Raw genomic sequence first — 21,638 nt, 5'->3', positions numbered from 1 at the left:
AAATCGATTATATCTAAACTTGGTTTAAAGCTAATTAACTAAAATTAAAAAATGAAAAGAAATTTAGAAATCAAAGAGCTTTTTTTAAAACATTTTGAAAAACCTGTAACAGAACTTAAATTTTCAAATTTATACGAACTATTAGTCTGCGTGATGCTTTCAGCCCAATGCACTGATAAAAGAGTTAATATCATCACTCCTGATCTTTTTAAAGCTTATCCTGATATCAAATCCCTTGCAAATGCAAATTTATCAAGCCTTAAAACCTACATACAAACTTGTTCATTTTTTAATAATAAAGCACAAAATCTTATAAAAATGGCAAAATCAGTTTGTGAAAATTTTGACGGAGAAATTCCCCTTGAAGAAGAGAAATTAAAATCCTTAGCAGGTGTGGGACAAAAAACCGCTCATGTAGTTTTAATAGAATGGTGCGGAGCAAATTTCATGGCTGTAGATACTCATGTTTTTAGAGTTTCTCACCGCTTAGGACTTAGCAAAGCAAAAACTCCAGAAGCTACAGAAGAAGATTTAACACGCATATTTAAAGACAATCTTAACTATCTTCATCAAGCCATGGTTCTTTTTGGACGCTACACCTGTAAAGCTAAAAAACCTTTATGTAAAGAATGTTTTTTAAATCATCTTTGCAAAAGTAAAGATAAGGAACTTAAATGAAAATTTTCATCTTTTTACTCGTTATATTTCTTAATATTTTCGCCTTAGAATCTTACGAGCCTAGTGCTGTTTTTTCTTCTTATTTTAACAACATAAATTGCTCGCAAATCTTAGATAAGTTTTTTTATCTAAATTGCTATGATTATAAACTCAAAGGTACAAAAGCCGTTGCTTATAAAGTAGAAGCTTCAAATTTAAAAAATAAACAAATTAAAAAACGCCCTCGCTTTGAAGATGATACAAATATTCCTAAAAAATACCGCACTACTTGGAGTGATTATAAAAACAGCGGCTACACGCGAGGACACACTGCACCCAATGCTTCTTTTAGCTTTAGTAAAGCTGCCCAAAATTCAGTATTTTTAATGAGTAATATTACCCCACAAAATGCGCAAATAAATAATATAATTTGGAATGAAATCGAACAAAGAGAAAGAAATTTGGCTTTAAAATTTCAAAGTATTGAAGTTTTAAATTTAGTACTTTACGATAAAGAACCACAATACATTAAAAACCGTATTGCTATACCAAGTTTTTATGTAAAAATTATTAAAACTCCGAAATTTAAAGAATGCTATCAAGTACCAAACCACGAAGTAAATGATGAAAATATTAAACAGTATCAAATAAATTGTGATAAATTTTAAGGTATAAATTATGGAGATAAATGCTCTTACAATAACCACTCTTTATATCATAGGTATTTCCGCAGAAGGAATGACAGGGGCTTTAGCTGCAGGACGCCATAAAATGGACCTTTTTGGAGTTATTTTTATTGCTCTCGTAACAGCAATTGGAGGTGGAAGCATACGAGATGTGCTTTTAGGACATTATCCTTTAACTTGGGTTAAACATCCTGAATATATTATTTTAATCTGTTTTTGCGCCCTTATAGCCACAAAAATTCCACGTGTAGTAACCAAACTTGAAACTTTATTTCTAACTCTTGATGCTATAGGACTTGTTGTTTTTAGCATACTTGGAGCTCAAATAGCCATAGATCAAAATCATGGGTTTATCATAGCCGTTGCTGCTGCTGTAATTACGGGTGTTTTTGGTGGAATTTTAAGAGATATTTTATGTATGAGAATCCCTTTGGTATTTCAAAAAGAAATTTATGCAGGAATTGCCATAATTGCAGGAGCAATCTATTATTCTCTAATAATGTGGCTTGAGCTTAATGCTCTAGTTTGCACACTTTTAACTCTTTTTATAGGAGTTATTGCAAGGCTTTTAGCTATCAAATATCAATGGTCTTTACCTATTTTTTCTTATAATGAAGAAAAATAATTTATCGTTGCTTTATACAAGTTTGCTAAGATGCTAAAAATTTTTAGGAGATTGATAAATGCAAAGACTAAGTATTTTACTTACAATTTTAATAATTATTAATATAACAGCTTGCGATAGCAAAACAGAAAATTACTACAAAAATCATCCTAGCGAAGCAAAAGAAAAAGCAAAAGAATGCAAAGAAAGCGGAACTCTTAGCGAAGATTGTATTAATGCATTAGAAATTGGTATTAAGCCAACAAATGAAGAGAGTAAATACAGTCCAAACACACCAAAAAAATCTGATAATCAGATATTAGAAGCTTTAAAACAAAATGATTTAAAAAAAGAAAAAATCACAAAAGATATTAACCAAAGTTCAGAAAATAATGAAAGTATTATAATGCCGCCCATAGCAGAAACACCTTCTGAAATTTATCCTTCCAAAACAACAGAAAACCATCAAAGTTCTATCTTTAGTGATGATATTAATATAACACAGGAAAAATTACCATGAAAATAACTCTTTTTTTAAGCCTTATTGGTATATTTTTTGCAGCATGCGAACAAACCAAAAGTGTAGAATATTATCAAAATCACCCTGAAGAAGCAAAAAAAAGAAGTTTAGAATGCAGGCACAAAGCTATCATCAGTCAAGATTGTGTTAATGCGTATAAGGTAGGTTTTCCAAAAGATGAATGGGAAAATGAAAATATCTCTAATCCTTAAAAGCTATAAAAGTTTCAAAATTTGCCCATTTAAAAATACTTTCTATTTTCTTAAAACCTGCCTTTTCTAGCATGTTTAAATTTTCTTTTTGACTATAAGGAATTAAAACATTTTCTAAGGCTTCTCTTTTAGCTGCAATTTCAAATTTAGAATAGCCTTGTTTTTCTTTGTAGTCTGCATAAAGTTCTATGATATTTTTAGACAAAAAAGCATCTTCATAAAGGATTTTTTCACTCATAATCAAAATGCCTTTAGGATTTAAATTTTTATAAATTTTATCAAGCAATTCCTGTCTTTTAGGAGGACGAATAAACTGCATGGTATAATTTGCCACAAAAACATCGCAAGTAAAAAAATCAAATTCGCATAAATTAGCTTCAAAAAAACTTATATCAAGTCCATAAGCTTTAGTTTTTGACTTTGCAACTTCAAGCATAGAAGCAGAATTATCCACACCAAAAAGTTTAAAATCCTTTCTTAAGTTTGCCAAAAAAATCAAAAAATTAGCACTTGAGCAGCCTAAATCACAAATATTTGCGTTTGTAGATAAAATTTTAGCCAATAAATTAGCACAAAGTTCTAAATTTTCTCTATAAAATGGCACAGAACGATTGATCATATCATCAAAAACACTAGCCACGCTTTTATCAAATTCAAATTGTTTTTTAGGGCTTTGTTTAAAAAGTTCATCTTTCATCATTTTTCCTTAATAATTCTCTAGCTTGCTCTATGTCTTTAGCAATTTGATTTTTAAGCTTTTTTAGATCTTGAAATTTTTGATTCTCTCTTAGAAAAGATATAAACTCGAGTTCGAAAAACTCCCCTTGTGTGAAATTTTCACCCAATTCTTCTAAAATATGACTTTCTATGGCAAAATTTTCATCGCTTGACCTTATACCTAAAAAACTCACACTTTTATAAATTTTTCTTTGACTTTTTAACAAAGTAGCATAAACACCATTTTGAGGCAAAAAATAACCTTCACAATCTAAATTTATAGTCGCAAAAAGTTCTTTAGAGCCCAAACCTTGTCCTTTAATCATCTTCCCTTTGATACTATAATCTCTTCCTAAAAATTCTTTTGCTTTTTGCAAATTTGCTTTTGATAAAAAATCCTTAATTAAACTTGCATGAACACCTACTCCGCCTATGCTAAATTCATCAACTATTATAGTTTTTATCCCACTTAAAGACTCAATATCTTTAGCATTATAAGCCCTATTTTTCCCAAAAGAAAAATCATATCCCACCACTATAAATTTCAAATTGACAAATTCTTTTTTCAAAAAGCTTAAAAAATCTTTACCATCTAAAGATTTTATACTTTCAAAATCCACTTCTATAACTTTTTTTCCTGAAATTTCTTCTTTTTGACGATTTGAACAAAGAAATTGACCCTTAAATTTATTAATAACTAATAAAGCCCCATTCTCATCTAAACATTTTACAAGTTTTAGATGTCCTAAATGCATACCATCAAAACAACCTATGGCTAAAGAAGTAATATTAATTTTTGATATAGTAGTAAAAATATTCAACATTACCTTCCTTTCCTTTAATGCTTGATTTTTGCGTATTTTTTAAAAGCCAACCCAATTTAGCACATACTTTTTCAAAATCCATTCTTGCCTTTAAGATTGCCTTATTATCTTTTAAAACACCTTTTTTATCTCTTTTGATATTTTTTCCCACTTCAAACTGAGGTTTAAAAAGTAAAATAATTTCCTTTAAAGCTAAATTATCAATATAATAAAGTAAATTAATAAGAGAAATAAAACTCACATCACAAGTAACAAGTTCAAATTTTTCTTCACTTTTAAAGGCTCTAAGATCTGTATTTTCATGCAAGATAATTTTTTCATTTGCTCTTAAACTTGGATGGAGTTGATTACTACCCACATCAAGAGCAGTGATTTTTAAAGCCTGATTTTCAAGTAAAATTTGTACAAAACCACCCGTACTAGATCCTATATCAAGACAATTTTTATGTTTTATTTCAATATCATTTTCTTCTAAAAAATTTTTTAATTTCAAAGCTGCTCTTGAAACATAAATTTCACGTAAAAGTTCCAATTTTAACTCATTGGCTAAAAGTATATCTTCAGGATTTAAATCTTGCGTTTTTTTTAAATTTTCTAAAAAATTTTTCACATCAAAAGAAGCTTTAAAACTTTTACCATTAAGCAAAACCTCTTCATTTTCTATAAGCTCTAAAGCTTTATTTCTACTGATATTTAAACGCTTTGAAACAAAAAAATCAAATCTCATTTTAAACTCTCATTTATTCTTTTTTCCAAGTCTTCTTTTTCTTTAGAAAACCACCAAATGCCTATTTCAAAAGCATTTTTTTTAAAAATTTCTCTAAGATCTTTAAGATCTTTTTCAAAAAGATCTTTTTCTTTTTGAATTAAACTTAAATTATGATCTTTTAAAAAATCAAAATTATTCATCCATAAAAGTATTTGTTCTTGTTCAGATTTTAAGGCATTATTTCTTTGCTCTTTTAAAAAATAACTTGCTAAAACCATGATAAAACACAAAAATAAAACAATTATTTTTATCTTTATTTTCAAAACAAAATTAAAAACAAAAGCCAAAAGAGAACAAAACATAAAAAAATTAAAAAAATCAAAAATAAAATTTAAAACCCTAAATCCCAAATATCCAAAATAAGAAAAAATAAAAAATTTTAAATTTGAAACAAAATACAATAATTCAGATAAAAAATCAAAATAAACAAAAGAAGCACTCTTATAAGCAATGATTTTCCTAGAAAAAAGTTCTAAATTTAAAATTTCATTGTAAGTAAAAAAAAGCCCATAAAATGCATAAAATAAAGCGGTAAAAAAACTAGCGATAACAACTATTCTAAAATCATTATAAGCATTATTTACAAATTGCAAATGCAATTCTTTTTTTAAAAATATCATCAATAAAGGCAAAATTATAAATATAAAAACTAAATCAATTTTTTCAAGATTTAAAAAATTTAAAAATAAAGAAACAAGTCCAAAAATCGCCAAGAAAAAACTAAAAATATAAAGATAAAAATCCCCCATACTAATACGATAAAACAAACTTCCCTTAATCAAAGTAGCTTCTTTTATAATATTTTTTCTAAGCTTTAAAAATAAAAAGAATTCCCAAAAAAGTGTTAAGAAAATAGGAATTAAAAAAAACAGAGAAAAAGCACTCCTTTGCCAAGTTAGCAAAAATCCAAAAAGGCTTAAAAGTGTTAAAATATAAGAACTATTCTTTAACAAGTTCATTAAAAGCACTTTCATCTATACATTTTACTTCAAGCTCTTTAGCCTTACTCAGCTTAGAACCTGCCTCTTCTCCAAAAAGCACATAGTCAGTCTTTTTAGAAACCGAACCACTTACCTTACCTCCAAGCTTTTCTATTAAAGCCTTAAACTCATCTCTTGGTCGTGAAAGAGTTCCTGTAATCACAAAAGTTTTACCAAAAATCACACTATCGCTTTTAATTTCAAGTTTTTCTATTTTCAAATTTAAAAGCCTGTAAAACTCATCAATTCTTGTATGATTAACACGCGTAAATTCGCAAAGACTTAAAGCCATTTGCTCCCCAAAACCTTCTAAATTGGCATAAGCTTCAAAGCTTTGCTTGTGCCACTCTTTACCAAAACTTAAGCTTAATTTTTTAGCCGCAACCTCGCCAATATGATCTATCCCTAAAGCTGTGATAAAACGAAAAAGCTCACATTCTCTTGCTTGTTCTATAGCATTTAAAAGATTGTTGATTTTCTTTTCTTTAAAGCCTTCCAAACCTTCAAAATCACTAAATTTTAAATGAAAAATACTCTCAAGTGTAGTGATTTTTTTGTGTTTGTATAAAAGCTCTACTATATTTTCTCCAAGTCCGTCGATATTAAGACATTTTTTAGAAACAAAATGAATGATAGAATTTACAAGTCTATCCTCACAGTCTATATTTTGACATTTTATTAAAGTTCCTTCATCTAAAAGCTCACTTTGGCAAGTAGGACAAAGTTTAGGGCGTAAAATTTCCATCTCTAAACCTTCTCTACGCTCTTTAAAAACCTTAGTAATTTTAGGGATAACATCGCCACTTCTTATCACGCTTACAAAATCATTGATTTTAACATCAAGTCTTGCAATCTCATCAAAATTATGGAGTGTGGCTGATTTTACTACAACCCCATCTAAATTTACAGGCTCTAAAACCGCCACAGGAGTGATCACCCCACTTCTTCCTACTTGTAAATTTACCCCTATTAAACGCGTGGTTTTTTCAAGTGCAGGAAATTTAAAAGCTGCCATAAATTTTGGAAATTTTACCGTATAGCCTAATTCTTCACAAAGCGCAAGATCATCAACTCTTACCACCATTCCATCCATCATCATAGACTTTTTTTCTCTTAAAGCTAAAAGCTCATCATAAGCTTTTAAAACCTCATCTAAATTAGCGCAAAGTCTTACAAAATCATCCTTTAAAAAACCAAGCTCTCTGATAAATTGCATCACCTCGCTGTGTTTAGTAAAATTTAAGGTATTTTCCCCTACTCCCCAAGGATAAAATTTCAAATTTCTTTCTTTAGTGATGCTTGTATCAAGCTGCCTTAAACTCCCGCTTGCAGCATTGCGTGGATTAGCAAATAAACTTTGATTTAAAAGGGCTCTTTTTTCATTGATTTTCTCAAAATCATCTTTTAAAATCACCACTTCTCCACGAATTTCTATCCTTTCTTTATAGGCTATATTTTTAGGTATATTTTCTATCTCAAAAACATTAAGTGTTATATCCTCGCCCACTTCGCCATCACCTCTAGTGGCACCGCTTACTAATTTACCATTTTCATAAAGCAAATTTAAACTCGCTCCATCAAATTTAGGCTCTATAAAAAAGTTTTTTTCACATTTTGCACGTTTTGCCCAAGCCCTAAGCTCACTCTCATCAAAAACATCTTCCATCGACCACATACGCTTTAAATGAGCTATTTTTTTAAACTCGCTTTGTATAGTAGGAGCTATTTTTTGCGTTGGAGAGTCTTTTGAAATTTCATCTTTATTTTGTTCTTCAAAAACTCTTAATTCTCTGATTAAAGCATCGTATTCTTCATCGCTAGCCAAGGGTTCATCTTTTTCATAATATGCCCTCATCCACAAATTTGCTAAAGCAACTTTTTCTAAATACTCTTCTTTTTTCATCTAAACTCCTATATTATCCATTGCCTGTGCTAAAGCAAAAAGTTGTTTGTGCTCGTATAAATCATGCACTCTTATAATACTAGCACCATTTTCAAAAGCCTTTAAATGCAAATACAAAGTTCCTGCTAAACGATCTTTAATCTCGCTTTGAAAATACGCATTAATCACACTTTTGCGACTCGCACCTATAAGTAAAGGTTTATTAAATTGCAAAAAATGTTCTAAGTGTTTGATTAAAATCATATTATGCTCCGCACTCTTTCCAAAACCAATACCTACATCTAAAATACTTTCTTTTACTCCAAAACTTTCTAAAAGTTCAAGTTTTTCTTTAAAAAACAAAGTCATCTCATCGAGTAAATCTTCATAAAAAGGATTATCTTGCATGTTATTTGGATTGTTTTGCATGTGCATTAAGCAATATTTTGCCTCATATTTACTTGCAAGTTTAGCCAGATTAAGATTTCTTAAACTTGTAATATCATTTATAAGTTTAAAACCCTTATTTAAAGCATATTCTAGACAATATTCATCAAAACTATCTAAACTAAAAATCGCTTTTTCATGATAATTTTTCTCATAAATTAAGTCAAGTACTTTTTTTAGTCTTTTAAATTCCTCTTCCTTGCCACAATACTCACTCCCAGGTCTTGAACTAACCGCACCTATATCGATATACTCAGGCCTTAAAGCAAGAAAGTCATTAAGCCTTTTTTCAAAGTCTTCTTCACTCACACGACTTTTTGCATTAAAACTGTCTTCATTAACATTAATCACTGCCATAAGTTCAGCTTTTTTTGTTTTTAAAAAATCTTTTTGCAAAAAAAGAGCCAAATTTTTAAGTCCAAAATCTTGAAGTTTTTCTTTAGCAATAAGTTTTTGAATTTGTTCTTTACTTGCCATTAAAAGTGCATTTGAATGAGTGATTTTTGCGGTAATTATTTCTTTATGGGTAATGAGCTCAGCTCCTACTCTTAAGGCATCTTGTTTTAAAATATTTGCTGCAGGAGTAGAAATATCTTTGATAAAAATAAAATGAATTTTTGTTTTTTCACTCATAATCTTTTGTCCCATTTTATGAGGATTTATAAAAGAGCAAAGTAAATTAAAATCGGTATTTGGATTGATTTTAAAAAATTTCATTTTATTTCTTTGTATAGTAATTTAATAAAAGAGTAGCCAAAAGTACCCCGCTTTTAGAATTTAATCTTGCAAGCTCATAGCTTTCATAAAAAAACTCTAATTCTTCAGCGTTAAAATCTTTATATTTCACACATTCTTTAGCAAGTAATGCAATTTGATCCATAAGTTCATTTTTATCCAAATTTTCATTTTTTTGCAAAAAATCAAAAAGCATTCTTAAATCCATTCTTTTAAGATCTAAATCAAGTTTTTTAACTTCCTTTTCAACTTTTCTTTTTTCACAAATAAGACGTGATTTTATAGTAGGTAAAAGTAAATTTTTAGAAGGTACCACAATAAGAAATTTAATATTTTTTGGAGGTTCTTCAAGAAGTTTAAGTAAAAAATTTTGTGCTTCTATCCTATAAGAATCCGCCATTAAAACAATAATTTTTTCTTCGGTTTCTGCAATATAGCTTTCTTTTTCAACTGCTCTTGCATCATCAAGTAAAAATTCATTTTGTGGCATAAAAAATCTTAATTTTTTAATACCAAAATTATTAATCATTTCTTCTTTAATACCTAAAAAATCTTCACTGATAATAATCTTACTAATAAACAAAATATTTATCCTAATTGCACCTTGGAAAATAATATTGCATCCAAACTTACATCAAAAAGTTGATATAAACTAATAAGCTTGATATCCAAGTCTTTATCTTTAGAATTTAAATAAAAACTATCTTGTAACTGCTCATCAAAAAGCCACAATAAACTATCATCTCTTGATTTAGCGATTAAAGATTTATTATCAGAAGCACTTCCTATATAAAAATACACATAACCATTAGGAAAAGAAATGTCAAGCAAGTCATTAAGTAAAGCTATATCTTCTGAACTTTGTACTTTCTTCTTGCATAAAGAATTTAACGACACAAAAGGAAGCATAGGACGAGCGGCTTTTGAATTTATATTTTTTAAAAAATACTCTTCATACCAAGATCTTTGCTCATCGCACATTAAGACAAAAGTGCGTCCTTCTAAAAGATATTTAAGTCTTGCAGCCATCAAAGGAGCCCATTCTAAACGACGCGACTCCAACCATGCCATAAAAGCTCCGCCATTGCGGATATTTTCAAGAGTAAAACTTAAAAAATCACTCATTTATTTATCAAGTCCATAGCACTCATGTAGTGCTCTAACTGCAAGTTCTCCGTATTTTTCATGAACTATCATCGAAATTTTAATTTCGCTAGTAGAAATCATACCGATATTAATCCCCTCATCAGCTAAAGCTTTAAAAGCTTTACTTGCCACTCCTGAATGTGATTTCATGCCTACGCCGACTATAGAAACTTTTACTACAGCACTATCACTTTCTATAGTTGTTTTTGAGCTTAAAATTTTTTGCATAGCATTTTTGACTAATTCAAGTTCATTTTGAGGAACCGTAAAACCCAAATTTGTAGCGCCATCAACTCCAACATTTTGTATAATCATATCTACATTAATATTTTCATTTGCTAAAACAGAAAAAATTTCAGCTGCGATTCCAGGCTTATCTTCTACATTTCTTAAAGTCACTCTTGCTTGATTTTTATCCAAAGCAATACCACTTACTAAAGCTTGTTCCATTCCATCTTCCTTTGTTATCATTGTTCCTTCGTTATTGTTAAAACTACTTCTAGTTACTAAGTTAACATTTAATTTTTTTGCAAGCTCTACAGAGCGATTTTGCAAAACTTTTGCACCCAAACTTGCAAGTTCAAGCATTTCTTCATAAGAAATTTTATCCAATTTCTTTGCCTTTGGTTCAATTCTTGGATCTGTTGTATAAACCCCATCAACATCGGTATAAATTTCACACAAATCCGCATTTAAGGCACCAGCTACTGCCACAGCACTTAAATCGCTTCCACCACGCCCTAAAGTAGTTACATTACCTTCATCATCTACACCTTGAAAACCTGCTATAACGACTATTTTACCATTTTGAAGTTCTGATTTTATCGCTTTTGTATCAATATGATGAATTCTTGCCTTTGTAAAAACACTATCTGTAATAATTCCCGCTTTTCTCCCAGAAAATGATATAGCAGGATAACCCTTTTCATTTAAAGCAATAGAAAGTAAAGCGCTTGTTACACGCTCTCCACTGCTTAAAAGCATATCCATATCTTTACCATTAGGGGTTTTACTAAAATATTCAGCTTGCTCGATAAGAGTATTTGTCACCCCACTCATTGCAGATACTACAACAACAAGTTGATTACCCTGTTGCGCACTTTGGATAACCCTATTGGCTACTGCTTCGATACGCTCAAGTGTTCCAACGCTTGTTCCACCATATTTTTGAACTATAAGCATTTTAGATATAACCTTTCTCTTCAAAATATTTGATCACTTTAACATAAATATTTTTTTTAAAATGATTAATCATTTCAAAAATTTGTTTAACACTCACAAATTGATAATCATCAAATTCAGGATGCTTGGTATTGATATTGATTGTAGCACTGTGCTTTAAACGCACTAAAAAATATTTTTGAATCTGTCCATCATAAGGATACATTTTTTTAACAATTTTACTTGGAAAATCATAACTCAACCATTCTGGATACTCAGCAATGATTTCAACCTCATCGGTGCCTATTTCTTCTTTTAGTTCTCTAAATAAAGCGTTTTTGACACTTTCACCTTTATCAATACCTCCTTGTGGAAATTGCCAAATATTATCCATATCACTTCTTCTAGCTATAAAAATCTTACACTCAAAAGGATAAGAACTTGACAAAATAACAGCTGCAACATTTGGTCTATAATTTTTCTCGTTTTCCACAATATTTTTCCTTAATTTAAAGGAAATAATTTTAACCTAAATCAAATCAAATTTTTATTAAAATACATTAAAAAAATTTAATAAAATATTTTAGGGTTTTTATGCATTTTTATATCCATATTCCATTTTGTGAAAGCAAATGTAATTATTGTGCTTTTACAAGTTTGAAAAAAAATGATTATGAAAAAGCCTATTTTAAGGCTTTAAAAGAAGATATTATTTTTCAATTAAAACAATTTAACATTCAATCAAATCAAATTAAAACCTTATTCATAGGCGGAGGAACACCAAGTTGTGTTAATGCGTATAATTATGAAGATATTTTTAAAATTTTATATCCCTTACTAGATAAAAATGTAGAAATTTCATGCGAAGCTAATCCCAACTCAGCAACATTAAATTGGCTTAAAAATATGAAAAATATAGGAGTTAATCGCATTTCTTTTGGAGCTCAAAGTTTTCATCCTAAAAAACTTCACTTTCTTGGAAGAATTCACAATCAAGAAATGATTATCAAAGCATTAGAAAACGCAAATAAAATAGGTTTTAAAAATATCAATTTAGATCTTATTTATGATACAAAATTAGACAATAAAAAAATGCTTGAATTTGAACTCTTACACTTAAAACAAATCAAGGCTTTAATCACACACCTTAGTGCTTATAATTTAACCATAGAATCAAACACAGCCTTTGCCAAAAAAGAACATTTCAAAAAAAATGCTCCTAATTTAATGAAATTTTTCATCAAACAACTCCTAGAACTTGACTTTTTTCAATATGAAATCAGTAATTTTTCAAAAACCAAAGCCCAAATTTGCAAACATAATCTTGCTTATTGGCAAGGAAAAAACTACCTAGCTTGTGGATTAAGTGCGGTAGGATTTTATGAAAACAAGCGTTTTTATACAGCAAAAAATTTAAAAAATTACATAGAAAATCCCACTTTTAGATCTATAGAGCAGCTAAGTTCTAAAGACTTGAATTTAGAACACCTATTTTTAGGACTTAGAAGTATAGTAGGGATTGATGAAACAAAACTCAATCAATGGCAAAAAGACAAAATAAATATATTATTAAAAGAAAAAAAACTTTTTTACAAAAATAAAAGATATTTTAATCCTAATTTTCTCATTAGCGATGAGCTTGCTTTATATCTCTCATCTTAAATTTAAGTTTTTTAAGTAAAATATTTATTTAAAATATCAAATCAAAGAGTAACGATTAATGAGTTTTGGTGAAATTATAGTTATTTTAGTTGTAGCGATTTTAGTCTTAGGGCCTGATAAACTTCCAGAAGCTATAGTACAAATAGCAAAAATTCTAAAAGCTGTAAAACGCAACATAGATGATGCAAAATCAAGCATAGAAAAAGAAATACGCATCAATGACTTAAAAGAAGAAGCTAAGAAATACAAAGATGAATTTTCAAGCACTAATGAAAACATACGCAAAAAACTCAGTTTTGAAGAATTTGATGACCTTAAAAGAGATATTTTAGATAAAACAAAGGTGGATTTAACCTTTGATAGCAGAGATGATAACACAAAAAATAACCTTAGCGGACAAAATTTAAATACAGAAGAAAAACCAAATCTTAGCAAATTAGAAACACAAGATAAAACGGAAAAATAAATGTTTGAAGAATTAAGACCTCATTTAATAGAACTTAGAAAACGCCTTTTTATAAGCGTTGCTTGCATTGTAGTTATGTTTATTGTATGTTTTGCTCTACGAAGCTATATCTTAGATATTCTAAAAGCTCCACTTATAGCTGTTTTGCCCGAAGTAGCCAAACATGTGAATGTAATTGAAGTACAAGAAGCCTTATTTACTGCAATGAAAGTTAGTTTTTTTGCGGCCTTTATCTTTTCTTTACCTGTAATTTTTTGGCAATTTTGGAAATTTGTAGCTCCGGGACTTTACGATAATGAAAAACGCCTTGTGGTGCCTTTTGTTAGCTTTGCAAGCATTATGTTCGCCTTAGGGGCTTGTTTTTGCTATTTTGTTGTAGTGCCTTTGGCTTTTAAATTTTTGATTAATTTTGGTTTAAATGAAGATTTTAATCCTGTGATTACCATAGGAACTTATGTAGATTTCTTTACAAAAGTTGTTGTGGCTTTTGGTTTAGCTTTTGAAATGCCTGTAATTGCCTTTTTCTTTGCTAAAATCGGGCTTATAGATGATAGTTTTTTAAAACGCCATTTTCGCATAGCTGTTTTAGTTATTTTTGTTTTTTCAGCCTTTATGACTCCACCTGATGTTTTATCTCAATTTTTAATGGCAGGACCACTTTGTGGACTTTATGGACTTTCTATTTTAATTGTTCAAAAGGTAAATCCTGCCCCAAAAGATAAAGAAAGCGATGAATAAAGACTTACTTCTTTCAAGCTATGATTACACTCTAGCTAACGAACTCATAGCCAACTATCCTACAAATCCGAAAGAAGATGCTAGGCTTTTGGTTTTTGATCGCAAAAACAAAGAAATTTTTCACACTACTTTTAAAAATTTACAAGACTTTTTACCCAACTGCGCGATTTTTTTCAATGATACTAAAGTTATTAAAGCAAGAATTTATGGCAATAAAGCAAGCGGGGGGAAAATAGAGCTTTTCTTGCATCAACCTTTTTTAAATTCTCACAATCCACTTTTTCTAGCTCAAATTAAAGGGCGTGTTAAAAAAGATGAAATCTTATATTTTAAAGAGGATTTAAAAGCGCGCGTTGTAGAACTTTTAGATGATGGTCTTCGAAAAGTTCAATTTTTTCAAAATGATAAAACCTTAGACACCTCAAATCTTTACAACCTGCTTGACAAGATAGGACATATACCCTTGCCTCCTTATATTAAAAGGGAGGATGAAAAAAGTGATTTGAAAGATTATCAAAGTATCTTTGCAAAAAATTTAGGCGCGGTAGCTGCTCCAACTGCAAGTTTACATTTTAGTGAGACTATGCTTGAAAATTTAAGAAAAAAACACGAAATTTATCATTTAACCTTACATGTAGGAGCTGGAACCTTTAAAAGCGTAGAATGTGAAAATATACAAGAGCATAAAATGCATAGCGAATTTTTTAATATTCCGCAGCAAGCATGTGAAATTATAGATTCAAAACAAGCTATTTTAGGCGTAGGAACAACGGTAACAAGAACTATAGAATATTACGCAAGAACTAAAACAAAAAATGGTTCTTGTGATCTTTTTTTACACCCGCAAAATCCACCTATAAGACAAAATCATCTTTTGACCAATTTTCATTTACCAAAATCTACTCTTATCATGCTAGTTTCAGCTTTTATCGGTAGAGAACAGTGTTTAAAACTTTATGAACTTGCCATAAAAGAAAAATATCGCTTTTACTCTTATGGCGATGCGATGCTAATCTTGTGATTTTTCTTTAAAATTTATTGCTATTTTAGCTTGAAGTTTTAGCCAATCTTTTTGAAGCATGATAGGAAAACCACCATAAACGCGCCCGCCTTCTAAATTTTTACTCACACCGCCTCTTGCAGCTATAGTACTAAAATCGCCTATTTTTAAATGTCCACTCGTTGCACTTTGACCACCCATAATAACATTGCGTCCTAACTCACTTGAACCTGAAATTCCAGTTTGTGCTACAATGATACAATTTTGACCTATATTGCAATTATGTCCGATTTGAACTAGATTGTCTACCTTAGTGCCTGCTTTGATAATAGTACTATCAAAAACTGCTCTATCTATAGTTGTACAAGCCCCCACTTCTACAAAATCTTCTAAAATCACATTGCCATTATGATAAATTTTATAATGTTCGCCGTTTTTATTGTGCGCATAACCAAAACCATCGCTTCCTATTACACAATTGGCAAGCAAATGACATTTTTTACCTATTTTAGTGTCATTATAAATCACTACATTAGGATGGATAATACTCTCATCACCAATGCTGACATTATCGCCTATATAAGCTCCTGCCATAATGATTACATTATCACCTATATTTACATTATCACCTATATAGACATTAGGCATAATTCTTGCGCTTTTTGCGATATTTTGCACTTTTTCTTTAGCTGTGCTTATCAAAGGCTTAGCAAAAAGCTTGCTTAAAAAAGCAAAATTCAAATGTGGATTTTGAGTAATCAAAGCTTTAGTGTCCTTAGGTACTAAATTTTCATATTCTTTAGATACTAAAATAGCAGCAGCTCCTGTGTGAGGTATATCTTTGGTATTTTTCTCACCATCACAATAAGTAAGCTCTGTAAAATTTGCTTTCAATAAAGAATTTAAAGCACTGATTTCTATATCCTCACCTTTATACTCTAAGCTTAAAAATTCTGCTATTTCACTTAATTTCATTTAATCTCCATCAAAACAGATCCACTGCGAACTATATCACTAGGATTGTATTTTTTAATTGTTTTTAAAAAATTATCAATGCGATTTGCATCATCAGCAACCATTAAAAACAAAAAATTCTCATTACTATTTGCAATAGTACCATTATAAGCTTTCAAAACGGCATCAAGTCCACCTAAATTTTCATTTAAAGGAATTTTCACCAAAGCCATTTCTTTGTCAATAAATTCTTCACTTTCTATCACTTTATAAGTAGGAATAAGCTTATGAAGTTGTTTGACTATCTGCTCAAAAGTTCTTTCATTTCCTGAAGTGACTATATTAATACGCGAAAATTCTTTATTTTCCAAAGGTGCTACTGTGAGCGAGTCAATATTATAACCTCTTCCTGAAAAAAGTCCTACTATACGAGATAAAACCCCATGCTCATTTAAAACAATTACCGATAAAACCCTTCTCATTGTCTATCCTTTGCCTTTGGTAAAATCATATTATAAATCGCACTTCCTGCAGGCACCATAGGTAAAACATCTTCAAAGCGATCAATTTTTACATTTAAAAGAGAGGTTTTATCACTTTTTAAAGCTTGGTTAAAAGCTTGAATGAATTCTTCTTTGCTTGAAATTTCATAACCTTCGCAACCAAAGCCTTGAGCAATTTTGATAAAATCAGGCTGAGTGCTTAAATCTGTTTGTGAAAAATGCTCTTTATAAAACATACTTTGCCATTGTCTTACCATACCTAAAAAGGCATTATTTAAAATAATATTTATAGTTTTTATACCATACTCACGAGCAGTCATAAGCTCTTGGATATTCATTAAAACCGATCCATCACCTACGAAATTAATCACCACTTCTTCATCCACAGCAAGCTTTGCACCCAAAGCAGCAGGTAAAGAATATCCCATAGTTCCTTGCCCTCCACTTGTTGCAAGCTGTCTTGGATAATTAAAAGGATAAAACTGTGCTACCCACATTTGATGCTGACCCACATCGGTAATAATCCTTGCATCAGGAGCCATCTTCGCACATTCTTCAATCACCCATTGCGGTTTTAAAACTTCATTGCTATCTTCATAAGAAAGTGGATAAAGTTCATTATAACGCTTTAAAGTTTCGTGCCATTCTTTAAAAGTTGTGTTGAAATTTTCCTTTTTAAGCTCTTCTAAAAGCTCTTTAAGAACTTCTTTAATATCTCCTACTATAGGATAATGCGCATTGATAATCTTTGAAATAGAACTAGGATCAATATCAACATGAACTATAGTCGCATGTTTGGCAAATTCACTTGTTTTTCCTGTAATCCTATCATCAAATCTCGCTCCTACACTCACAAGCAAATCACACTCACTTAAAGCCATATTAGCAGCATAGCTTCCATGCATGCCTGCCATTTTGAGATTAAAAACATCATCACTTCTTAAAGTTCCAAGCGCCATCAAGGTTTCAACTGCTGGAATTTTTGTAAATTTTACAAGCTCTCTGATTTGCTCACTTGCATTAGAACTGATACAACCTCCACCCAAGTAAAATAAAGGTCTTTTTGCTTCTTTTAAAAGCTCTGCAAATTTTTTAATTTGCTTTGAGTTACCCTTATAAACAGGCTTATAAGTTTTCATAGAAATTTCTTTAGGATATCCCCAAAGTCCCAAAGTTGCACTTACATCTTTTGGCACATCTATATGCACAGGCCCGGGTCTACCACTTCTTGCTATATAAAAAGCCTCTTTTAAAATGCGTGGAAACTCTTCTATGCAAGTAACTAAATAATTATGCTTTACACAAGGTCTTGAAATACCTACTGCATCAATTTCTTGAAAAGCATCTGTACCAATAAGAGAATTTGCCACCTGCCCTGAAATCAATATTAAAGGGATAGAATCACTATAAGCCGTAGCTAGGCCTGTAATAGTATTTGTAAAACCTGGTCCGCTTGTAACTATAGCTACGCCCACTTCTCCGCTCATTCTTGCGTAAGCATCAGCAGCATGCAAAGCCGCTTGTTCATGACGCACTAAAATATGTTTAAAATACTTTTGATTGTAAATTTCATCATAAATATTAAGCGCAGCGCCTCCAGGATAGCCAAAAACAATTTTAACATTTTCTTCTTTTAAAGCCTCGCAAATCATTGCTGAACCGCTTAACTCTTTCATAATAACACTCCAAAAAATTATTGTAAAAGCTCTTTAAGTGCTAAATTAAGTCTTTTACCATCAACACTCGCACCTAATTTTATTTTAGCTTCTTTCATCACCAAACCTTGTTCTTTTAGTGAACTTACGCCCAATTCTTCTATAAGTTGTTTTAAGGCTAAAGTTAACTCCTCATCACTTAGTTGTTTAGGCAGATAAATTTCAAAAATACTTATTTCATTTTGTTCTTTTTGTGCTAAATCTTCACGATTTGCCTTAAGATAAAGTTCGATTGCGTCTTTACGTTTTTTGATTTCACTTGCAATAATTTTATAAATTCTTTCATTATCTAATTCTATTCTTTCATCCACTTCTATTTGCTTAAAAGCTGCATTTAAAGTTCTTAAACTATCTCTTTTAAAATCATCTTTTTGTTTCATTGCCTCTTTGATATCGTTTAAAATTTGTTCTTTTAAAGTCATTTTTTTCCTTTTTAGTTAAAATTACAAGCTTTAAGATTTAAACCAAAACCTTCTAAGCCTATATAGTCTTTATCACAACTTTGAGATAAAAGTTTAATTTCTTCTATACCAAAATATCTTAAAATCTGTGCTCCTATGCCATAGTTTTTGTATTGAATAGTACTGGATTTTTCTCCTTGCATGAAAACTATGACGCCGCCATTTTCACTAAGAAATTTGATTTGCTCTAAAAGTTTTGAAAATTTATCTGAAGTTAAAAGATCAAAATCACTACCACTGATATGAAATTTAACATTTTCACATTTTTTTATATCTTTAAAGCAAAAAGCTATATGTTGGGTTTGATTATGATCGCTAAAGATAAATTTTTCTGCTTTAAAGCCTGCTAAAACACTTTGACTTTTTTCTTCAAGCTTAATAAGGCTTTCATGTTTTAGGCGATATTCTATAAGATCACTTACGGCTATCATGTTTAAATCATGCTTTTGGCAAAAAAATTCTAGATCTTCTCTTCTTGCCATATCTCCATTATCTTTTACGATTTCACAAATCACACAAGCACCTTTTAATCCTGCTAATTTACAAAGATCAACCGTGCCTTCTGTATGACCTGTGCGTTCTAAAACTCCGCCTTTTTTTGCGATTAAAGGATTGATATGTCCTGGTCTTACAAAATCACTCGCTTTAGCATTATCATCAGCAAAAATTTGTATAGTCATATTTCTTTCATAAGCACTAACTCCCGTTGTAGCATCTTTTGCATCTACGGTTATGGTAAAAGCGGTTTCGTGGTTTGAAGTATTTTTAGGCACCATTAAAGGAAGTTCAAATTTTTTTGCCAAAGTTTCATCTAAAGCTACGCAAACCACACCGCGAGCTTCTTTTATCATGAAATTTACTTTTTCTTGAGTGCTAAATTGCGCAGGAAAGATTAAATCGCCTTCATTTTCTCTATCTTCTGCATCTACCATTACAAGCATTTTCCCTGCTTGTAAATCCCTAATCGCTTGTTCTACGTTAACAAATTTCATCTTTATTTCCTTAAAATTTTTAAAATTATAACTTAAATTGCTTGACAAATAAATTAAAATTCACTATAATTACACTTTTAAAAAATATTTATTGGGGTATCGCCAAGCGGTAAGGCAACAGGTTTTGGTCCTGTCATTCAGGGGTTCGAATCCCTTTACCCCATCCACTTCTTATTTTATATTTCAAATATCTTATATGCCGCGAAGTAGAGCAGTGGTTAGCTCGTCGGGCTCATAACCCGAAGGTCGGGAGTTCAAATCTCCCCTTCGCAACCAAATGTATTAATCTTCAATCCTCTTCACTTCTTTTTAATCGTCTTAAAATGATTTAAAATGATTTATTGTTAATCTTAGCTGAGTTTTTAAAATACTTTAAAAGAATGATTGCAATCTAAAAAGAGTTTAACAACCTTAAAAACATCCATCCTAATAATTTTAAAATTATCAGGATGAAATTTTTAACAAGTAGGAGAGTAAACTAATTAAACTAAGTATGATCTTTTATAAGATTACCAAAGATAATTAAACTGAGCAAATCCTGTATGGGTATTGCCATCTTTATCAAACATTCCATTATAGTTTAAACTAAAATAGAAAGCTTCATTAACAGGAACGATAAAAGAAGTGCTTACAAATTTTTGTATTCTTGGTAAATCAAACTCATCACTTACTTTTATATTTCCAAATCTAGCCTCAGCTTCTACTTTAGGATTGATATTAAACTTAGCTCCAAGTTCTACTGAAGTTTTTAAATTAGGCAACCAATCTCTAAACCAAGTAAAGCTTGTTTTAGTAGAGAAAAGATTTAAATAGTTTGCATAGGTTCTTTCTCCACCTTTAACTGTTGCTTGTCCTATAGTATCTTTCATAGAAAAAGCTTCAGTATAACCTCCTTCATAAGCAAGACCTATTTCAGGGGAGAATATATCTTTATTAGAAATAAAATTCATACCTAAGGCTGTATTGACTCCATAAGCATAAGAATTAGGTTCAGCTTTAGCTTCATTATTTCCTATTTTTTTAGTTAAATCATTTTTAATCAAAGCAGCTTTACCTTGAGCTTTGATATAAACTTCTTGACCTTTTTCTGTAGTAAATAAGGTATTAAAATATTTTAAACCTGCATAATAGGTTCTATTATTAATATCAAAATAAGTTGAACCCATTTTTGTATCTTCATAACCTGCATACACACCATATATTCCACTGTCTTTTAAAGTAGAATAACCTATAATGGTTCCTTTAGTGTGTCCTTTACTTTCTTCATTTAAAGAAAGTTCAACATTCTGTGAAGAAGCATAAGGAAGGATGAATAAAGAATGTTCTTTATTAGAACCATAGCTTCCATTATTTAAATCACTCTTTATATAATCACTTGCATCTGCATATAAATTACCCTTTTCAGACATAGCAATGCTTTGAGACTTACTTGAAGAAGCTAAAGCAAAAGTTTGCATAGAATTACCCATAACATTATCTATAAAGGTTGATCTTCTTGTAGTAGTAGAGATTAAAGATCTAAAGGTTGCACCTGATATGGAGGCATTAAGATTAAAATCTGTAGTAAGCTTTCCTGTTATTGGATCAAAGCTTAAAGATATTTCTCCACTACCATTGGTTCCTATATTGCCAATATTGTTTTGATTAACACCTGAGATGATATCATTTATATTATCAAGTTGTCCTAGATCGAGATTGCCCTCATCTATAGTAATTTTATCAGCACTTACATTTCCATTTCCACTTCCACCTACAACTATAGTGTCTAATTTACCCGTATCTTTATCTGTAGTAACAAGCCAATCTT

24 protein-coding genes, 2 tRNA genes and 1 pseudogene are annotated in these 21,638 nt (G+C 30.3%); 11 read left to right on the top strand and 16 right to left on the bottom strand.

Features of this window, described 5'->3' with window-relative positions; all coding sequences use genetic code 11:
• The first annotated feature begins 51 nt into the window (after nucleotides 1–51).
• From nth to AJ936_RS03840, 5 genes are read left to right on the top strand one after another with little or no spacing between them, the layout of a single operon-like run.
• Nucleotides 52–678, top strand: a complete 627-nt coding sequence (gene nth / locus AJ936_RS03860) for an endonuclease III (protein ID WP_052949600.1) — start codon at nucleotides 52–54, stop codon at nucleotides 676–678.
• On the top strand, nucleotides 675–1,325 hold the full coding sequence (locus AJ936_RS03855) for a DNA/RNA non-specific endonuclease (protein WP_070274086.1): 651 nt from the start codon (nucleotides 675–677) through the stop codon (nucleotides 1,323–1,325). The genes nth and AJ936_RS03855 overlap by 4 nt, the downstream gene beginning before the upstream one ends.
• A 10-nt stretch (nucleotides 1,326–1,335) precedes the next feature.
• On the top strand, nucleotides 1,336–1,968 hold the full coding sequence (locus AJ936_RS03850) for a trimeric intracellular cation channel family protein (RefSeq protein WP_002861298.1): 633 nt from the start codon (nucleotides 1,336–1,338) through the stop codon (nucleotides 1,966–1,968).
• Nucleotides 1,969–2,026: 58 nt separating this feature from the next.
• Nucleotides 2,027–2,467: an EexN family lipoprotein gene (locus AJ936_RS03845; RefSeq protein ID WP_070248223.1), complete on the top strand. Its 441-nt coding sequence runs from the start codon at nucleotides 2,027–2,029 to the stop codon at nucleotides 2,465–2,467.
• Complete coding sequence (locus AJ936_RS03840; RefSeq protein ID WP_072225837.1) at nucleotides 2,458–2,679, top strand: EexN family lipoprotein; 222 nt, start codon at nucleotides 2,458–2,460, stop codon at nucleotides 2,677–2,679. Before AJ936_RS03845 ends, AJ936_RS03840 begins: the two co-directional genes overlap by 10 nt.
• Here AJ936_RS03840 and cmoA read toward each other — a convergent pair.
• The 10 genes from cmoA to AJ936_RS03790 are packed head-to-tail and all read right to left on the bottom strand — an operon-like array spanning nucleotide 2,669 to nucleotide 11,833.
• Nucleotides 2,669–3,379, bottom strand: a complete 711-nt coding sequence (gene cmoA / locus AJ936_RS03835; protein WP_079860910.1) for a carboxy-S-adenosyl-L-methionine synthase CmoA — start codon at nucleotides 3,377–3,379, stop codon at nucleotides 2,669–2,671. The two genes, AJ936_RS03840 and cmoA, sit on opposite strands and share 11 nt — an antisense overlap.
• Nucleotides 3,366–4,220 (bottom strand): bifunctional riboflavin kinase/FAD synthetase, encoded by an 855-nt coding sequence (locus AJ936_RS03830; protein ID WP_070274084.1) that lies wholly within the window; start codon nucleotides 4,218–4,220, stop codon nucleotides 3,366–3,368. The genes cmoA and AJ936_RS03830 overlap by 14 nt, the downstream gene beginning before the upstream one ends.
• Nucleotides 4,186–4,947: a TlyA family RNA methyltransferase gene (locus AJ936_RS03825; RefSeq protein ID WP_070274083.1), complete on the bottom strand. Its 762-nt coding sequence runs from the start codon at nucleotides 4,945–4,947 to the stop codon at nucleotides 4,186–4,188. Before AJ936_RS03825 ends, AJ936_RS03830 begins: the two co-directional genes overlap by 35 nt.
• Entirely contained in the window at nucleotides 4,944–5,948 is a 1,005-nt protein-coding gene (locus tag AJ936_RS03820) for a hypothetical protein (RefSeq protein WP_079860912.1), read from the bottom strand. The genes AJ936_RS03825 and AJ936_RS03820 overlap by 4 nt, the downstream gene beginning before the upstream one ends.
• On the bottom strand, nucleotides 5,929–7,872 hold the full coding sequence (gene ligA, locus AJ936_RS03815) for an NAD-dependent DNA ligase LigA (RefSeq protein WP_070274081.1): 1,944 nt from the start codon (nucleotides 7,870–7,872) through the stop codon (nucleotides 5,929–5,931). The genes AJ936_RS03820 and ligA overlap by 20 nt, the downstream gene beginning before the upstream one ends.
• Nucleotides 7,873–9,015, bottom strand: coding sequence for a dihydropteroate synthase (folP, locus tag AJ936_RS03810; RefSeq protein WP_070274080.1), 1,143 nt, complete (start codon nucleotides 9,013–9,015; stop codon nucleotides 7,873–7,875). It abuts the gene before it with no gap.
• Nucleotide 9,016: 1 nt separating this feature from the next.
• Nucleotides 9,017–9,616, bottom strand: a complete 600-nt coding sequence (locus AJ936_RS03805) for a DNA polymerase III subunit delta' (RefSeq protein WP_070252506.1) — start codon at nucleotides 9,614–9,616, stop codon at nucleotides 9,017–9,019.
• 5 nt (nucleotides 9,617–9,621) lie between these two features.
• Entirely contained in the window at nucleotides 9,622–10,158 is a 537-nt protein-coding gene (locus AJ936_RS03800) for a HobA family DNA replication regulator (RefSeq protein WP_002861289.1), read from the bottom strand.
• A complete protein-coding gene (locus AJ936_RS03795; RefSeq protein ID WP_070274079.1) occupies nucleotides 10,159–11,361 on the bottom strand; it encodes an aspartate kinase in 1,203 nt (400 codons plus the stop codon).
• A 1-nt stretch (nucleotide 11,362) separates the two neighbouring features.
• Nucleotides 11,363–11,833 (bottom strand): RNA pyrophosphohydrolase, encoded by a 471-nt coding sequence (locus tag AJ936_RS03790; RefSeq protein ID WP_044794063.1) that lies wholly within the window; start codon nucleotides 11,831–11,833, stop codon nucleotides 11,363–11,365.
• Nucleotides 11,834–11,934: 101 nt separating this feature from the next.
• Between AJ936_RS03790 and hemW the strand changes: the two genes are divergently transcribed.
• From hemW to queA, 4 genes and pseudogenes are all read left to right on the top strand, one after another.
• Nucleotides 11,935–13,002 carry a radical SAM family heme chaperone HemW gene (gene hemW, locus AJ936_RS03785; RefSeq protein WP_070274078.1) on the top strand — a complete coding sequence of 356 codons (1,068 nt, stop codon included), beginning with the start codon at nucleotides 11,935–11,937 and terminating at the stop codon, nucleotides 13,000–13,002.
• A gap of 58 nt (nucleotides 13,003–13,060) precedes the next feature.
• Nucleotides 13,061–13,476, top strand: a pseudogene (gene tatB / locus AJ936_RS03780) (Sec-independent protein translocase protein TatB).
• Nucleotides 13,469–14,206, top strand: coding sequence for a twin-arginine translocase subunit TatC (gene tatC / locus AJ936_RS03775; RefSeq protein ID WP_002856930.1), 738 nt, complete (start codon nucleotides 13,469–13,471; stop codon nucleotides 14,204–14,206). Before tatB ends, tatC begins: the two are co-directional and overlap by 8 nt.
• A complete protein-coding gene (gene queA / locus AJ936_RS03770; RefSeq protein WP_052949589.1) occupies nucleotides 14,199–15,227 on the top strand; it encodes a tRNA preQ1(34) S-adenosylmethionine ribosyltransferase-isomerase QueA in 1,029 nt (342 codons plus the stop codon). The genes tatC and queA overlap by 8 nt, the downstream gene beginning before the upstream one ends.
• On the opposite strand, the gene lpxD is transcribed toward queA, so the two are convergent.
• Genes lpxD through AJ936_RS03745 form a run of 5 tightly spaced genes read right to left on the bottom strand, consistent with a single transcriptional unit; the run spans nucleotide 15,216 to nucleotide 19,831 of the window.
• Nucleotides 15,216–16,181 carry a UDP-3-O-(3-hydroxymyristoyl)glucosamine N-acyltransferase gene (gene lpxD / locus AJ936_RS03765; protein WP_002861284.1) on the bottom strand — a complete coding sequence of 322 codons (966 nt, stop codon included), beginning with the start codon at nucleotides 16,179–16,181 and terminating at the stop codon, nucleotides 15,216–15,218. The two genes, queA and lpxD, sit on opposite strands and share 12 nt — an antisense overlap.
• Complete coding sequence (gene ilvN, locus AJ936_RS03760) at nucleotides 16,178–16,642, bottom strand: acetolactate synthase small subunit (protein ID WP_002852211.1); 465 nt, start codon at nucleotides 16,640–16,642, stop codon at nucleotides 16,178–16,180. Before ilvN ends, lpxD begins: the two co-directional genes overlap by 4 nt.
• Nucleotides 16,639–18,339 (bottom strand): acetolactate synthase large subunit, encoded by a 1,701-nt coding sequence (locus AJ936_RS03755; RefSeq protein ID WP_070274077.1) that lies wholly within the window; start codon nucleotides 18,337–18,339, stop codon nucleotides 16,639–16,641. Before AJ936_RS03755 ends, ilvN begins: the two co-directional genes overlap by 4 nt.
• A gap of 17 nt (nucleotides 18,340–18,356) precedes the next feature.
• Complete coding sequence (locus AJ936_RS03750) at nucleotides 18,357–18,800, bottom strand: GatB/YqeY domain-containing protein (protein ID WP_070274076.1); 444 nt, start codon at nucleotides 18,798–18,800, stop codon at nucleotides 18,357–18,359.
• Nucleotides 18,801–18,811: 11 nt separating this feature from the next.
• Complete coding sequence (locus tag AJ936_RS03745; RefSeq protein WP_070274075.1) at nucleotides 18,812–19,831, bottom strand: bifunctional 3,4-dihydroxy-2-butanone 4-phosphate synthase/GTP cyclohydrolase II; 1,020 nt, start codon at nucleotides 19,829–19,831, stop codon at nucleotides 18,812–18,814.
• A gap of 92 nt (nucleotides 19,832–19,923) precedes the next feature.
• Between AJ936_RS03745 and AJ936_RS03740 the strand changes: the two genes are divergently transcribed.
• Nucleotides 19,924–19,998 (top strand) — tRNA-Gln (locus AJ936_RS03740).
• A 33-nt stretch (nucleotides 19,999–20,031) separates the two neighbouring features.
• A tRNA-Met gene (locus AJ936_RS03735) sits at nucleotides 20,032–20,107 on the top strand.
• Nucleotides 20,108–20,340: 233 nt separating this feature from the next.
• Here the strand turns inward: AJ936_RS03735 and AJ936_RS03730 are convergent.
• Nucleotides 20,341–21,638 (bottom strand): autotransporter outer membrane beta-barrel domain-containing protein (locus AJ936_RS03730; RefSeq protein WP_141080063.1); only part of this gene is annotated, 1,298 nt, incomplete at its 5' end.

Origin of the sequence: Campylobacter sp. BCW_6877, assembly GCF_001762445.1 — a bacterium.
Classification (GTDB): Bacteria; Campylobacterota; Campylobacteria; order Campylobacterales; family Campylobacteraceae; genus Campylobacter_D; species Campylobacter_D jejuni.
The sequence above is the reverse complement of the archived record's forward strand: the minus strand, read 5'-3'. Positions and strand labels throughout refer to the sequence as shown.